10 protein-coding genes and 1 pseudogene are annotated in these 14884 nt (G+C 74.7%); 8 read left to right on the top strand and 3 right to left on the bottom strand.

The window, feature by feature from the left end:
• The first annotated feature begins 15 nt into the window (after nucleotides 1–15).
• From purB to AMK24_RS21245, 3 genes are all read left to right on the top strand, one after another.
• On the top strand, nucleotides 16–1449 hold the full coding sequence (gene purB / locus AMK24_RS21255; protein WP_073770572.1) for an adenylosuccinate lyase: 1434 nt from the start codon (nucleotides 16–18) through the stop codon (nucleotides 1447–1449).
• A gap of 36 nt (nucleotides 1450–1485) precedes the next feature.
• Nucleotides 1486–2082: a G/U mismatch-specific DNA glycosylase gene (mug, locus tag AMK24_RS21250; protein WP_073770408.1), complete on the top strand. Its 597-nt coding sequence runs from the start codon at nucleotides 1486–1488 to the stop codon at nucleotides 2080–2082.
• Between the two features lie 165 nt (nucleotides 2083–2247).
• A complete protein-coding gene (locus AMK24_RS21245; protein ID WP_073770407.1) occupies nucleotides 2248–3405 on the top strand; it encodes an ROK family protein in 1158 nt (385 codons plus the stop codon).
• 126 nt (nucleotides 3406–3531) lie between these two features.
• Here the strand turns inward: AMK24_RS21245 and AMK24_RS21240 are convergent, their stop codons facing one another.
• The gene (locus AMK24_RS21240) at nucleotides 3532–4302 is read right to left on the bottom strand and encodes a GntR family transcriptional regulator (protein WP_073770406.1); all 771 of its coding nucleotides are present in this window, start codon (nucleotides 4300–4302) and stop codon (nucleotides 3532–3534) included.
• A gap of 276 nt (nucleotides 4303–4578) precedes the next feature.
• Nucleotides 4579–5463, bottom strand: coding sequence for an RNA polymerase sigma factor SigJ (gene sigJ / locus AMK24_RS21235; protein WP_073770405.1), 885 nt, complete (start codon nucleotides 5461–5463; stop codon nucleotides 4579–4581).
• Nucleotides 5464–5586: 123 nt separating this feature from the next.
• Here sigJ and AMK24_RS21230 point away from each other — a divergent pair, with 123 nt between their 5' ends.
• Nucleotides 5587–6417, top strand: a complete 831-nt coding sequence (locus AMK24_RS21230) for an alpha/beta fold hydrolase (protein WP_073770404.1) — start codon at nucleotides 5587–5589, stop codon at nucleotides 6415–6417.
• A gap of 516 nt (nucleotides 6418–6933) precedes the next feature.
• Here the strand turns inward: AMK24_RS21230 and AMK24_RS35445 are convergent.
• Nucleotides 6934–7347, bottom strand: a pseudogene (locus AMK24_RS35445) (EamA family transporter); the annotation flags it as partial.
• A 47-nt stretch (nucleotides 7348–7394) separates the two neighbouring features.
• On the opposite strand from AMK24_RS35445, the gene pdxR reads away from it, so the two are divergent.
• From pdxR to AMK24_RS21205, 4 genes are all read left to right on the top strand, one after another.
• Entirely contained in the window at nucleotides 7395–8852 is a 1458-nt protein-coding gene (gene pdxR, locus AMK24_RS21220; RefSeq protein WP_073770402.1) for a MocR-like pyridoxine biosynthesis transcription factor PdxR, read from the top strand.
• A 145-nt stretch (nucleotides 8853–8997) separates the two neighbouring features.
• On the top strand, nucleotides 8998–10599 hold the full coding sequence (locus AMK24_RS21215; RefSeq protein ID WP_073770401.1) for an alkaline phosphatase D family protein: 1602 nt from the start codon (nucleotides 8998–9000) through the stop codon (nucleotides 10597–10599).
• Nucleotides 10600–10650: 51 nt separating this feature from the next.
• On the top strand, nucleotides 10651–12057 hold the full coding sequence (locus AMK24_RS21210; RefSeq protein ID WP_073770400.1) for an SWIM zinc finger family protein: 1407 nt from the start codon (nucleotides 10651–10653) through the stop codon (nucleotides 12055–12057).
• Nucleotides 12054–14786: a DUF7825 domain-containing protein gene (locus AMK24_RS21205; RefSeq protein ID WP_073770399.1), complete on the top strand. Its 2733-nt coding sequence runs from the start codon at nucleotides 12054–12056 to the stop codon at nucleotides 14784–14786. The genes AMK24_RS21210 and AMK24_RS21205 overlap by 4 nt, the downstream gene beginning before the upstream one ends.
• Nucleotides 14787–14884: the final 98 nt, after the last annotated feature.

Genomic DNA, 14884 nt, shown 5'->3' with positions numbered 1-14884 from the left:
GTCCACGTGAACGCCGTGTCTGCGAAGCCTCGCATCCCCAACGTCCTGGCCGGCCGCTACGCCTCCGCGGAGCTGGCCGTCCTCTGGTCCCCCGAGCAGAAGGTGAAGCTGGAACGCCGGCTGTGGCTGGCGGTGCTGCGCGCTCAGAAGGACCTCGGGATCGAGGTGCCCGACGCGGCGCTGGCCGACTACGAGCGCGTGCTCGACCAGGTCGACCTCGTCTCGATCGCCGAGCGCGAGAAGGTCACCCGGCACGACGTGAAGGCCCGGATCGAGGAGTTCAACGCCCTCGCCGGCCATGAGCAGGTCCACAAGGGCATGACCTCCCGGGACCTGACGGAGAACGTCGAGCAGTTGCAGATCCGGCTCTCGCTGGAGCTGATGCGCGACCGCTCGGTCGCCGTGCTCGCCCGGCTGGGCAAGCTCGCGGCGGAGTACCGCGAGCTGGTGATCGCCGGACGCTCGCACAACGTCGCCGCGCAGGCGACGACGCTGGGCAAGCGCTTCGCGACCGCGGCCGACGAGCTGCTGGTCGCCCACGGCCGCTTGGAGGACCTGCTCTCCCGCTACCCGCTGCGCGGGATCAAGGGCCCGGTCGGCACGGCGCAGGACATGCTGGACCTGCTCGGCGGCGACGCGGACAAGCTCGCCGACCTGGAGCAGCGCATCGCCGCGCACCTGGGCTTCACCGAGGCCTTCACCTCGGTCGGCCAGGTCTACCCCCGCTCCCTCGACTACGACGTGGTCACCGCCCTGGTGCAGCTCGCCGCGGCGCCCTCCTCGGTCGCCAAGACCGTCCGGCTGATGGCCGGCCACGAGCTGGTGACCGAGGGCTTCAAGCCCGGCCAGGTCGGCTCCTCCGCGATGCCGCACAAGATGAACACGCGCTCCTGCGAGCGGGTGAACGGCCTGATGGTGATCCTGCGCGGCTACGCCTCGATGACGGGCGAGCTGGCGGGCGACCAGTGGAACGAGGGCGACGTGTCCTGCTCCGTGGTCCGCCGGGTGGCCCTCCCGGACGCGTTCTTCGCCCTCGACGGTCTGCTGGAGACCTTCCTGACGGTGCTGGACGAGTTCGGCGCGTTCCCCGCGGTCGTGGCGCGCGAGCTGGACCGCTACCTTCCGTTCCTCGCGACCACCAAGGTCCTGATGGGCGCCGTACGGGCCGGGGTGGGCCGCGAGGTGGCGCACGAGGCGATCAAGGAGAACGCGGTCGCCTCCGCCCTCGCGATGCGGGAACAGGGCGCCGAGCGCAACGAGCTGCTGGACAAGCTCGCCGCGGACGAGCGGATTCCGCTGGACCGGGCGCAGTTGGCCGGGCTGATGGCCGACAAGCTCTCGTTCACCGGCGCGGCCGGCGACCAGGTGGCCTCGGTGGTCGCCCGGATCGAGGAGATCACCAAGCGGTACCCCGAGGCCGCGGGGTACGCCCCCGGCTCGATCCTGTGACCGGGGCCGCCCCCGTCGCCTGACCCCCGAGGCCGTATGACCCCCGAAGAGCTGAACGCCGCCCGCGGCCGCATCGTCCCCGATGTGGTCGCGGGCGGTCTGCGCGTGCTCTTCTGCGGCATCAACCCGAGCCTGACGGCCGCTGTGACGGGCCACCACTTCGCCCACCCGGGGAACAGATTCTGGCCGGTCCTGCACCGCTCGGGGTTCACGCCCCGGCAGCTGCGCCCCTCGGAGCAGGCCGAGTTGCTCGGGCTGGGACTCGGCATCACCAACGTGGTGGCGCGGGCCACGGCCCGCGCCGACGAGCTGGAGGCGGAGGAGTTCCGCCGGGGCGGGGCCGCCCTGGAGGCGAAGGTCGAACGGCTCGCGCCGCGGTGGCTCGCGGTGGTGGGCATCACCGCCTACCGCACGGCGTTCGGGGAGCCCCGGGCCCGCATCGGCCCCCAGGACCGCACGGTCGGCGGCGCCCGCGTGTGGGCGCTCCCCAACCCCAGCGGCCTCAACGCCCACTGGACGGTGGCGACCATGGCCGAGGAGTACGGCCGCCTCCGGAACGCCGTGTCCGAGGACGCCGCGCCCACCCCTCCCCCGGGGGGCCGGCCCGCCGCCGACCCGTACCGCCCCGGCTGAGCGCCCGGCCGGTCCCCGGGGCGCCCGGGACTCCTCCCCGCCGGGGCCTCCTGCTCGGGGCCGCCCCCAGGTTGCGGCTCGATACCGGCTTTTCCGGCCGCTCGCAGGGCACACGACCAGCGAGTACGATCCGGCAGACATGCGCACGAGCTGGGAGGACATACCGTGGGTCGGCTGACCGGTGGGGACCCGTCCCTGTTGCGGCGGATCAATTCGGCGGTGGTGCTGCACGCCCTGAGAGGAGCCGGCGCGCTCACGCTGACGGACCTCACGCAGCTCACCGGGCTCTCCCGGCCCACGGTCGAAGGGGTCGTCGAGGGGCTGTTCGACGCCGGTCTCGTGGTCGAGGCCGTGCCCGACGAGAGCGAGGCACGGCGTCAGGGGCGCCCCGCGCGGAGGTTCCGCTTCCGCGCGGAGGCGGGGCATCTCCTGGGGGTGGAGATCGGCCCGCACCGGGTGTCGGCGCTCATCTCGGGGCTCGACGGGCGGATCGTCGGAGCCGGCTCCCGGGCGGTGTCGGAGACGGCCGGCGCGGACGACCGGCTCGACCAGGTCCGGGCCGTCATCGCGGACGTGCTGCGCCGCACCGGGGTTGCCCGGAGCAGTCTGCGCGCGGTCGGTGTGGGCAGCCCGGGCATCGTGGAGGCCGACGGCACGGTACGGCTGGGCACGGCGCTGCCGGACTGGACCGGCCTCGCGCTCGGGGAGCGGCTGCGCCGTTCGTTCCGCTGCCCGGTGCTGGTGGAGAACGACGCCAACGCCGCCGCCGTGGCGGAGCATTGGAAGGGCGCGGCCATGGGGACCGACGACGTCGTCTTCGTGCTGGCGGGGCTGAGCCCGGGCGCGGGTTCCCTGATCGGGGGGCGGCTGCACCGGGGGTTCGGCGGGGCCGCCGGGGAGATCGGCGCTCTGCACCTGCTGGGCCGGGAGGTGACGCCGGAGCACCTGCTGTCGACGACGGACACGCCGCTGGACCCGCTGGACGAGCGGGCGGTGGCCGCGGTGTTCGCCAAGGCGCGGCAGGGCGACGCGGGGGCCCGGGCGGCGGTCGACCGGTTCCTCCAGCGGCTGGTGCACGATGTGGCGGCGCTGGTGCTGGCGCTCGACCCGGAGCTGGTCGTGGTCGGCGGCTGGGCCGCCGGACTGGACGGGGTGCTGGAACCGCTCCGCAGGGAGCTGGCCCGCTACTGCCTGCGCCCGCCCCGGGTGACGCTGTCGCTGCTCGGGGAGGCCGCCGTCGCGACGGGTGCGCTGCGGCTCGCCCTCGACCACGTCGAGGAGGAGTTGTTCGCCGTCGAGGGGGCGGTGACCGCCCGGCGTTGAGTACGGGCGGGCCCCGACCGCCCACCGCTGAGCGCGGGATGCGGGGGGGAGGCGCGCGCCCGCCGGTCCTCGACGGCCGGAACCGTCGGGAGCGGCGGGCGGGGGGGGCCGGGCGGGCCGGAGGCGTCAGGACGCCCGGCGCTCGGGCTGCTCGTCGTGGCTGATCTCCAGCGCGCCGGAGTCCCCGAAGGTGAGCCGGCAGGTGTCCGCGCGGTAGGTGGCCACGGAGACGGCCGCCGTCCCGTCCGCAGTGAGGTAGCGGGTGGTGACGACGAGGACGGGGGCGCCGGGGAGCCGGTCCAGTTCCTTGGCGTCGTCCGCCCGGGCGGAGCCGAGTTCCACGGAGCGGTCCTGGCCCTGCAGGCCGAGCCGGTGCAGCTCGCGCAGGACGCCGCGGGCCCGCACCGGTCCGGACGGCGCCTCGATGGCGGAGAGGTCGGGCACGGAGGAGGCGGGGATGTAGAGCAGCTCCGCCGCCACCACCTGGCCCTGGGTGTCACGGATCCGGCGCACCACGTGCACCGGTTCGGCCGGGTCCGTTCCCAGCATCGCGACGACCGGCGCGGGGGCCTTGGCCATGGTGCTGTCGACCGGCTGCCACGCCTCGCCGCCCACGTCGCCGGCCCACTCGTGCTGGGCGGTGGAGACGGCGACGCCCACGCGCGGCGGGGCGACGGTGGTGCCGACGCCGCGGCGGCGCTGCAGTCGGCCTTCCAGTTCGAGCTGCTCCAGGGCCTGCCGGAGCGTGGCGCGGGCGACACCGAACCGTGCCGCGAGGTCCCGCTCGTTCGGCAGGATCTCCCCCACCGCAAAGTCCGAGTCGAGTGCCTCACTGAGCACGGTCTTGAGGTGCCAGTATTTCGGCTCCTGCACCGATTCCAGCTGCGTGGTCCCCACCCTGATCCTCCGCAATCGCCCAGCGTCTATTCCGCGACGTTATTTATTAAAGGTTCCTGCCTTAAGTGGAGACCCTAGGACGGCATACCCCCTTGGTCAAGACCAATACTTATTCCGTAACGGAACGAAACGGAACTCTGGCGCAGAGCGTTCACACGACGTTCGCGCCGCCGTGAGGTGGGCGCAGCACGCAGCCCCGCCGCCGGGACGGGCGGCAGGGCTGCGACCAGGGGCTCGGCGGGTCCGCACCGCCGACGGGGCCGGCGGGGTCCGCGACTACGCGAAGGACAATCCGAGGAGCTTGTCCGGATTCCGAATGATATAGGCGCATTGAATGACGCCTTGGCCGACTTCGATCTGAAAGACGGTGTCCGGCTTCCCTCCGACGAAGAAGACCGCGGCGGGCGCGCCGTTGAGCTCCACGATGCGGACCTCCCCGTCGGCGCCGAGACCCCCCGCCACCGCGAAGAGGAAGCGGCCGACCTTGTCGGCGGTCTCGATGATCCGCCGCGGGGCCTTCGCCTTGCCGCCGCTGTCGCTGACGAGCCGGACGCCCGGGGCCAGGAGTTCGAGCAGGGGTTCGATGCCGTCCCCGGAGGCGGCGGCCAGGAAACGTTCGGTGAGGTCGCGCCGCTCGGCCGGATCCACGTCGTAGCGGGGCTTGCGCTCCTCCACGTGCCGCCGGGCCCGGCCGCCGAGCTGCCGGACGGCCGCCTCGGTACGGTCCAGCACGAGGGCGATCTCGGCGTACGGGAAGCCGAACGCCTCCCGGAGCACGAACACCGCGCGCTCCAGCGGCGAGAGCGATTCGAGGACGACCAGGACGGCGAGGGAGACGGAGTCGGCGAGGACGGCGCGCTCGGCGGTGTCGGGCACGGCGGGGCCGAAGTCCGTGACCAGCGGCTCCGGCAGCCACGGCCCCGGGTACGACTCCTGACGGGAGCGGAGGCGGCGGAGCCGGTCGACGGCCAGCCGGGTGGTGATCCGCACCAGGTACGCCCGCGGCTCGCGGACGTCGTCGCGGTCCGCCGCCGACCACCTCAGCCACGCCTCCTGGACCACGTCCTCGGCGTCGGCGACCCGGCCGAGCATGCGGTAGGCGACCCCGGTGAGGACGGGTCGGTGCTCTTCGAAGAGGTCGGTCGCGGCGTCGGCGCTCATCACTCCATCCCAGCCCACGGCCCATCCGCTGTCCAGCGGGAAACGCCCCTGCCCCTTGAACTGCAAGCTACCCGGCGGTAATTGTTGTTGACGAGATGTCTACCCACCTCAGGGAGCAGCACCATGACGACCACGGCCTCCTTCACCGTCGCGACGACCGCAGGCCCCCACCGGGTCGCGGTCGCCTACGAACGGACCGGCTCGGGTGAGCCGGTGCTTCTCCTGCACGGCATCGGGCACCACCTGCGGGCATGGGATCCGGTGGCCCGCATCCTGGCCGCCGAGCGCGAGGTGATAGCCGTGGACCTGCCCGGCTTCGGCACCTCGCCCGCGCTGCCGGACGGAGTCCCCTACGACCTCCCGACCTTCGGCGCGGTCCTCGGGGCGTTCTGCGCCGAACTCGGCCTGGACCGCCCCCACGTGGCGGGGAACTCCCTGGGCGGCCTGCTCGCGCTGGAGCTCGGCCGCACCGGCCTGGCGCGGTCGGTGACCGCGCTCTCCCCGGCGGGCTTCTGGAACGGGCCCGAGCGCCGGTACGCCTTCGGCACGCTGCGGGCGATGCGCCGGGCCGCGCTGGCGATGCCGGTGCCGCTGATCGAGCGCCTGTCGCGCAGCGCGGCCGGCCGGGCGGTTCTCACCGGCGCCATCTACGCCCGGCCCGGCAGGCGTTCACCGCAGGCCGTCGTCGCCGAGACGCTCGCCCTGCGCGAGGCGACCGGTTTTCACGCCACGATGGCGGCCGGCCGCGGCGCGCCCTTCGACCTGAACGTGAAGGACGTCCCCGTCACCGTCGCCTGGGGCACCGGCGACCGGATCCTGCCGCGCAGGCAGGGGATCCGCGCCAAGCGGGCGCTCCCGGACGCCCGGCTCGTCCGGCTGCCCGGCTGCGGGCACGTCCCGATGAACGACGATCCGGCGCTGGTGTCCCGCGTCATCCTGGACACCAGCCGCTGACCCCGAGCCCCGGACCGGTCGGCCGGAGCGCGGGGTTCCGGCCGCGGGACGGCGGCCCAGGACGCCGGAGCCGTACGCCACCCCGGCTCCGACCAGGAGGCTCCCCGCGCCCTGGGCGAGCCCGTACGTCCCGGATCCGACCAGGGGTGCGGTGAGGGCGGCGGAGACGGGGATCAACCCGGAGAAGAGGGTGGCGCGTTCGGCCCCGATGCGCTGGATCCCGCTGTACCAGCAGACGAACCCGATCACGGTGACGACGGCGGCCTGCCACAGCAGCGCCGCCGCCTCACCGCCGGTCGGCGCCCGCAGGAACGAGCCGCCGTCCATCAGCACACCGAGCAGCGCCGACTCGGCGGCGGCGACGCCGCACACCGTCGCGGAGAGCAGTTTCGCGCCGAGCGGCCGCAGCACGGGGACGGCGAGGACCGCGAAGCCGACCTCTCCGGCGAGCGCGCCGACCGAGAACAGCACGCCCGCCGGGTCGGTGCGCCCCCAGCCCTGGACGGTGAACGCCCCGGCGGCGACGAGGCCGGCCGCGTACAGCGTGAGGCGGGTCGGGCGACGGCGCTCCAGCAGCGGGACGAGCACCCCGACCACGATGGGCGCACAGCCGACGAGAACCCCCGGGACAGCCGGTTCCGCCGACTGCTCGGCCGCCAGGACGGCCAGGTTGAACCCGACCATGCCCACGGCGGCGAGCAGCGCGATCCGCCCCCACTGGCGGCGGTTCAGGCTCCGGAGCCGGTCGGCGACGGAGTCGGGGCCGCCCCGCAGGAAGGGGACGAGCAGGAGCGCGGCGAGAGCGTAGCGGAGGGCCTGGCCGCCCGCGAAGGGGTAGTCGCCGAGGACGCTGTTGGCCGTGAAGGACGCCCCCACCAGCACACACGCGAAGGCCGCGAGGAGGACTCCGCGCAGAGAGGTTGTGTTCATGGGGGCGACGCTAGGGTCGCCGCCGGGCCGGTTTAAGGTCCACTTCCATGACGTCTTCGGGGACCAATGCGGACCACTCCTCGGCCGAACCCCTCTCTCCGGCCTGGGAGTTGCTGCTGCCCGCGGCCGCCGCTCCGGCGCGCGGGCGGGGGCGCGCGCTCCGGTCCGCGTTCCGCGAGGCGGTGCGCTCCGGCCGCCTCGCGGCCGGCACCCGGCTGCCTTCCAGCCGGGAGCTCGCCGCCGATCTGGGGGTGTCGCGCGGACTGGTCACCGAGGCGTACGAGCAGCTCACCGCCGAGGGGTATCTGCGCAGCGGGCGGGGCGCGGGCACCTGGGTGAGCGAGGGCGTACGCGCGGCGGAGCGTCCCGTGCGCGATCGTGCGCCGCGTACGGCGGGCGCGCGGTACGACTTCCGGCCCGGCACCCCCGATCTGTCCCTCTTCCCGCGCAGCGCGTGGAGCGCCGCCCAGCGGGCGGTGTCCGGCCGGCTGCCGCACCGCGCCCTGGGCTACCCCGATCCGCGCGGGCTCCCGGAGCTGCGCGAGGCCCTGGCCGGACTGCTCGCCCGGCGCCGGGGCGTGGTGGCCGACCCGGAGCGCCTGGTGGTCTGCTCGGGGGTGGCGCAGGCGACGACCCTGCTCGGCTTCGTGCTCCGGGACGAGGGCGTGGCCTCGGTCGGGGTGGAGGACCCGGGCAGTCCGGAGCACGCGACGCTGTTCGCGGCGACCGGTCTGGACACGGTCCCGCTCCCCCTCGACGACGAGGGACTCGCCCTCGCGCCCCTGGAGCGCTCCGGCGTGCGCGCGGTGGTGACCACACCCGCGCACCAGTTCCCCACCGGTATCGGGTACTCCGCGCGGCGCCGGGGCGCGTTGCTGGACTGGGCGCGGAGAGCGGACGCCGTGATCATGGAGGACGACTACGACGGGGACTTCCGCTACGACCGGGAGCCGGTGGGAGCCCTCCAGGGGCTGGATCCCGAGCGGGTCTTCTACACCGGGTCCGTGAGCAAGTCGTTGGCTCCCGGTCTGCGGCTCGGCTGGCTGGTCGCCCCCGCCGCGCTCACCGAGCGGGTCGTCGCCCGCAAGCGGACCATGGACCTCGGCAACCCGGTGCTCGACCAGGCGACCCTGGCCGACTTCATCGTGCGCGGCGGCTACGACCGGCAGTTGCGGCGCTGCCAACGGGCCTACCGGGAGCGGCGGGACGCGATGGTGACCGCACTCGGCGAGCACTTCCCCGGCTCGGCCGTCAGCGGCATCGCGGCGGGGCTGCACGTCATCGCCCGGCTGCCCGCCCGGTACGGCCCCGAGGACCTCTTCCTGGAGCGGGCGGCCTCGGCGGGCATCGCGCTGCGGCCCCTGCGCGACTGCGGAACGGCCGACTCCGGGGACGGCGCCCTGCCGCTCGTCCTGGGCTACGCGCACCTCACCCCCGCCGGCATCGCCCGGGGCGTAGCGGCACTGGCGGCGGCGGTGCGTTCCGGCCGGCCCGCCCCCGGCTGACCGGCCGGGCCGGGACGACGGGCACCGTTCACCCGGGGTTGGGGCTCCGGCCTCCGCGGGACGCTAGGCATGGGCCGAGACCGGCGCCGGTCCACGGTCCTCCCGCGAACGGCGCCCCGCCCGACCACCGCCCCGGAGGCGCTTCGTGTCCTACCGTCCGCTCCGTCCGCTCCGCCCCCGTGTCCCCTCGCCCGGCCGCCGCGCCGTCCTGCGCGGCTCGCTGATCGCCCCGGCGGCGGTCGCCCTCACGCCCGCGGTCTCCTCGGCGGCCCCCGCGCTGCACCTGGCGGGGCGCCCCGAGGCGTCCTGGGGTGTGCAGGTGGGCGGTGTCACCTCGTCGTCGGCGCTGGTGTGGGTGCGCTCGGACCGGCCCGCCCGGATGCTGGTGGAGACCTCGGCGACCGAGTCGTTCCGGCGGGCGCGCCGGTGGTACGGGCCGACGATCGGCCCCGGAACGGACTTCACCGGCACCACCCCGCTGTACGGCCTCCCCCCGGGCGAGCAGGTGCACTACCGCGTGACGCTCGCCGACCCGGCCGATCCGCGCCGTACCGGAAAACCGGTGTACGGGACGTTCCGCACCGCTCCGGCCCGGCGCCGCTCCGGGGTGCGGTTCCTGTGGTCGGGCGACATCGCGGGGCAGGGCTGGGGCATCAACCCGGAGACCGGCGGCTACCGGGTGTACGAGGAGATGCGCCGGCTGGACCCGGACTTCTTCCTGTGCAGCGGCGACAGCGTCTACGCGGACGGCCCGCTGGAGGAGAGCGTCACGCTGCCGGACGGCAGGGTCTGGCGCAACGTGATGACCGAGGAGAAGGCCAAGGTCGCCGAGACGCTGGACGAGTACCGGGGCAACTTCCGCTACAACCTGCTCGACCACAACGTCCGCCGCTTCAACGCGCAGGTGCCCTCCGTGGTGCAGTGGGACGACCACGAGGTGCGCAACAACTGGTATCCGGGCCAGATCCTGGACGACGTCCGCTACACCGAGAAGAACGTGGACATCCTCGCGGCGCGTTCGGTGCGCGCCTTCCGCGAGTACGTGCCGCTCGCGCCCTCGTACGGTTCCGGGCGGCGCTCGCGCATGTACCGGGTGGTCCACCACGGCCCGCTGCTCGACGTGTTCGTGCTCGACATGCGCTCGTACCGCAACGCCAACTCCCCCGGGCGGCAGGCCGACGACACGACGGGCATCCTCGGGGCCGAGCAGGCGCGGTGGCTGAAGCGGGCGCTCGCCGCCTCCCGGGCGGAGTGGAAGGTGATCGCCGCCGACATGCCGCTCGGGCTCGTGGTCCCGGACGGGGCGGTCGACTTCGAGGCGGTGGCGCAGGGCGACCCCGGAGCGCCCCTGGGGCGGGAGCTGCAGATCGCCGAACTGCTCCGGTTCGTCAAGCACCGCAGGATCACCGGCACGGTGTGGCTGACGGCGGACGTGCACTATACGTCGGCCCAGCACTACGCGCCGGAGCGGGCGGCGTTCAAGGACTTCGCCCCGTTCTGGGAGTTCGTCTCGGGCCCGCTGGCGGCGGGCGGGTTCCCGGCCAACGCGCTGGACGGCACCTTCGGTCCGGACCGGGTCTTCGTACGGGCCCCCGAGCGGGCGAACGTCTCGCCGATGGAGTCGCCGCAGTACTTCGGGGAGGTGGAGATCGACGGCGAGAGCGCGGAGCTGACCGTGCGCCTGCGGGCCGAGGGCGGGTCGGTGCTGTTCACCAAGGTGCTCCGGCCGGGCCGCGTCGGCCAGTGAAGGGGGCCTTGGACCAGGGCCGTTGTCAGTGGCGGGTCCTACGCTTTTTTCATGACGCGATCCGTTCAGGCCCTGGCCTACGCACGCCCTTCCTCCCTTGATTCCTCACAGGCGGGGCCCTCCCTCGGTCTGGAGACCGCAGGGGGCCACACCCCGCGCGGGGTGGAGGCGCACCCGCGGTTCTTCTCGGGTTTCCTCACCGGTCCGCGCACAGCGGCGCGCGGGCTGCTGGCGGTGGCGGACGTGGCCGCCGCCCGCTACTACCAGCGCACGCTCCCCGCTTCGCTGGACCCGGTGGTGACGGGAAACGGGGACCGGCTGCGGTTCGAGTCGTTCTCGGGCTGCTGCGGGGTGTATGCCCGGCTCGATGTGCTGCGGGACGGACTGGGCGGGCAGGAGACCGGCCACGGGACGACGAACGTGGACGTGAACGCCCCGCTGCGGGAGGCGCTTTCACGGCTCACCTCGGACGATCCGCTGCATCTGCGGGTGGGCCCGCAGGAGATGGCGGTGACCACGCTGGACGGTCCGGTGGTGGAGAAGAAGGTGCCGCTGCCGGACCGGTGGCTGCGCGGTTTCGCGGAGGCGCAGGTCGCCTCGGCCGGGTTCGACCTGCGGGCGGAGCTGACGGCCGCGCAGGCCGTGGCGTTCCTGCGGTCGCTGCCGCGTACCCCCTCCTCGGGCCGTGCGGGGCGGGGCGCCCGGTGGGTGGTGGCGGCGGGCGGCTCGCTGCGGCCGACGACCCGACCGGTGCCGGGCGCGGTGTGCCTGCCGGGTCCGGAGCGGTTGGTGGCGTTGCAGCGGGTGCTGCGTGATGCGACGGCCCTGCGGGTGTACGGGCCGGTGGCCGACGGTGCGGCGGCGGCGAGCGCCTGGGAGGTGGAGCTGCCCGGGATGCGGCTGACACTGACGCTCTCCCCCGACTCCGCGCGGGGTTTTTCGGGCGAGGGCGGCGTCCTGGAGGCGCTGGCCACCGACGAGGCGGCGGCCGACGCCGAGCTGGTGTCGGTGCTCCTCGCCTGGGAGCCCCGGATCGAACCGGCCGCGCTGGCCGAACAGGCGGGGCTGGACGTGGAGCGGGTGCGAGCCGCGCTGACCCGGCTCGGCACGGCCGGCCGGGTCGGCTACGACCTGGCGGACGCGGCGTACTTCCACCGGGAGCTGCCGTACGACGCGGACCGGGCGGAGCGGCACAATCCGCGTCTCGTGGCGGCGCGCCGCCTGGCCGGTGAGGGCGCGGTGACGCTCGACGGTCCGCGGGCGACGGTCGTCTCGGGGGACCGCCGCTACCAGGTGCGGGAGACCGGGACGGAGTTCGGTTGCACGTGCCAGTGGTGGGCGGACTACCGGGGGCGGCGGGGGCCCTGCAAACACGCGCTCGCGGTCCGCATGGTGCGCCGGGGCGCGACAGCCGCCGGCAGCGTGCGGGGCACGACGGTCGTCGGAGGCGTGCGATGAACGAGCTGCTCACCGCCGTTCGGGACGGCCGTCACCACGAGGTGCCGCCGCTGGTGCTCGCCCTGGACCGGCCGGGCCGCCGCGCCGCGCTCGCCGAGCTGAAGGAACTGCGCAAGGAGGCGCGCGGCTGGGACTGGCGGCGGCGGGACAGGATCCGCAAGGGACTGCTGGTGGCGGGTGCGGGCTGCCACACCGGGGCGGCGGCGTGCGCCGCCTGGATCGGAGGCCGTGACCTGCGGGACTGGGGCCGTTCCCCGTACCCCCTGATCCTCGCGTCGCTCAAGGACCGCGATCCGGCGTGGCTGGGGGACCTCGCCCGCCGGTTCGCCGTGCGCGCGGCCCTTTCCGACACGGAGTACACCTTCGTCTGCGAGTTGGCGCGGACCGCCGGGGTACCGCTCCCCGCCGCCGACAACCTGGTGGTGGGCTGGACGGAGCTGGCCGCGGCAGGGCGCTGGCACGGCCGGACCCGCCGTTCGCTGGCCGACGTCCTGCGGGACGATCCGCACTCCCCCGTGCTGGCGGCCCGGTTGTTCGAGATGCCGGAGCTGCCGCCGCAGGTCGACTTCCACGACGTCGCGGAGTCCCGGGACCACTGGCCGGGGGCGGTGTGCGCACTGGTCGACGACGGGCTGCTGGACCGGGCGCACCTGGTGGAGCGCTGTGTGACCCGGCTGATGCGCGGGGGCAGATCCGTCGACCAGCGGTTCTTCCTGGCCGTGCTGGTGCGGCTGGGAGCGACGGACGAGGAGGAGGAGCGGCATCTGCGGGACTGGACGGCGATGGCGGCGGACGGGATCGCGCCGGTCGCCTCGCACGCCCAGCAGGTGCTCGTACGGCTCGACGAGCGGGGCGTGTTGACGGTCCGGGCGCTGGCGGAGGCGTCGGGGGCGGTGCTCTTCCGCAGCGAGAAGAAACTGGTGCGGGCCCAGCTGACGCTGCTGGGCAAGGTGCTGCGCCGGGATCCGTCGACGGCGGACGACCTGCTGGTGGCGGTGGCCGAGGCGTTCGGCCACGAGGCGATCGACGTCCAGGAGCGGGCGCTGAAGCTGGTGGCCCGGTATCTCCCCCGTGCCACCGGCCCGGGGACGCGGGAGCGGTTGGCGTCGGCCGCCGCGCAGTTGGGGCCGATGCACCGGGAGACGGTCGCCGCGCTGTTCGGGGACGTCCTGGAGCACGAGCCGGCCGGGGCGTACGAGGAGTTCCTGCCGCCCGCGCCGACGCCGCGGCGGCAGGAGCCCGCGCCTGAGACGGTGGCCGAGCTGGTCGAGGAGGTGGCCGCCCGGGTGAAGGCGCATGCGTCGGAGCGCTGGATCCCGTCGTCGGCCCTCCTGGACGTCCCGGCCGGGATCACCGGCTTCGAGCGGGCGCTCGACGGCCTCGTCCGGCTGGCCGGGACGGACCGGGAGGAGCTGACGGAGGCACTGCGGGAGGCGCTGGCCGGGGTTCACTTCGTCGAGCACGGGCTCTCGCCCTACATGGTCGATCCGCGCGCCGTCTCGACCTCGCACGGGCTCTCCGTCGTGGTGGCATCGCTGCTCGGCCTGGTGTCGGAACGGGACCGGGTCGCGTGGCGGGCGAAGGCGGTGGTGACGGGGTCGGACGCCTGCGCGCACGCCGCGTTGAACGGGGTGCTGCTCGACCGGGCGTGGGAGGCGGCCGAGGCGGCAGCCGAGCGGCGGGTCCCCTTCCTGCTGGCCACGCCGACCTGGCACACCGGGGCGCTGGAGGCGGCCGAGCTGGTGGAGCGGCTGCGGATCTACGGGGAGTCGGGAGCCGCTCCGGGCCCCGCCGACTTCGCCCAGGCCCTGCTGCGGGTGCGCCGGGGCGGAGGCCCCGAGGGAGCAGAGGCCGCCGCCGCGGCCGAGGCGCTGGGCACCGCGGAGGGCGACCGGCTGGCCGCCTGGATCCGGGCCGATGAGCCGGTGGCCCCGGTGCTGCGGCATCCGGCGTCCACCGTCTCCCGTCCCGAGGCGGCCGGCTGGTGGCAGCGGACGACGACCGGGGAACGCCGGGTGCTCCTGGCGACCCGGGAGCGGTCGGTGATCCTGCGCGAGTTCCCGAAAGCGTTCCACTGGCTGGGCCGGGCCCAGCCTCCCCGGGCCCGGGAGTGCTACCACTGGGGGCCGGAACGGTCCTCGCACTGGACGGCCACCCTGCCCGAGGACCCGGAGGCGCTGGCCGCCTGGCTGCTGCCGGACCTGCTGTTCGCCGCCGACGAGGGGCAGCGGGGGGCCGTCGGCTTCCTGCCGGCCCTGGTCGAGAGCACGGGCGAGACGGGCGGGGCGACCCATCTCGCCCTGGCCTACGCGCTCGGCGCCCGGCACGCGGAGGACCGGACGGCGGCGGTGGACGCCCTGCTGGTGCTGGCAGCGCGGGACCGGCTCGACGGGGCCCTGCTCGGACGGGAGCTGGCGATCCTGGTCGACCGCGACCTGGTGAAGGTGAACCGTGCTGCGGACGCGCTCGGCACGGCGGCCGACACCGGCGCCCACCGGACGGTGCTGACCGTACTGGCCGCGATGCTGCCCCGCCTCCTGGCGTACGAGAAGACGCCCCGGGGACTCGGCGACCTGCTGTCCGTGGCGGCCGGATGCGCCGAGCGCTGCGGTACGCGGGAAATCGAGCCGATAACGGGGCTGGCGCGGACGGCGGCGCGCAAGGGCTCGTCCCAGACGGTCCGCCAGGCGGCCCGGCTGCTCGCCGTGTTCCCGGACGGGTCCGCCTGAAGGGGGGCCCGGTCGCCCGGGCAGGTCAGCGTGTCGAATTCTGACCGAAAGCAACGATAGGCGACCAGATCGACGCGTAACCCATCAGTCACACATCG

Origin of the sequence: Streptomyces sp. CB02366 (assembly GCF_001905905.1) — a bacterium.
Taxonomy (GTDB): domain Bacteria; phylum Actinomycetota; class Actinomycetes; order Streptomycetales; family Streptomycetaceae; genus Streptomyces.
This window is presented reverse-complemented; position numbering and strand designations above follow the sequence as displayed.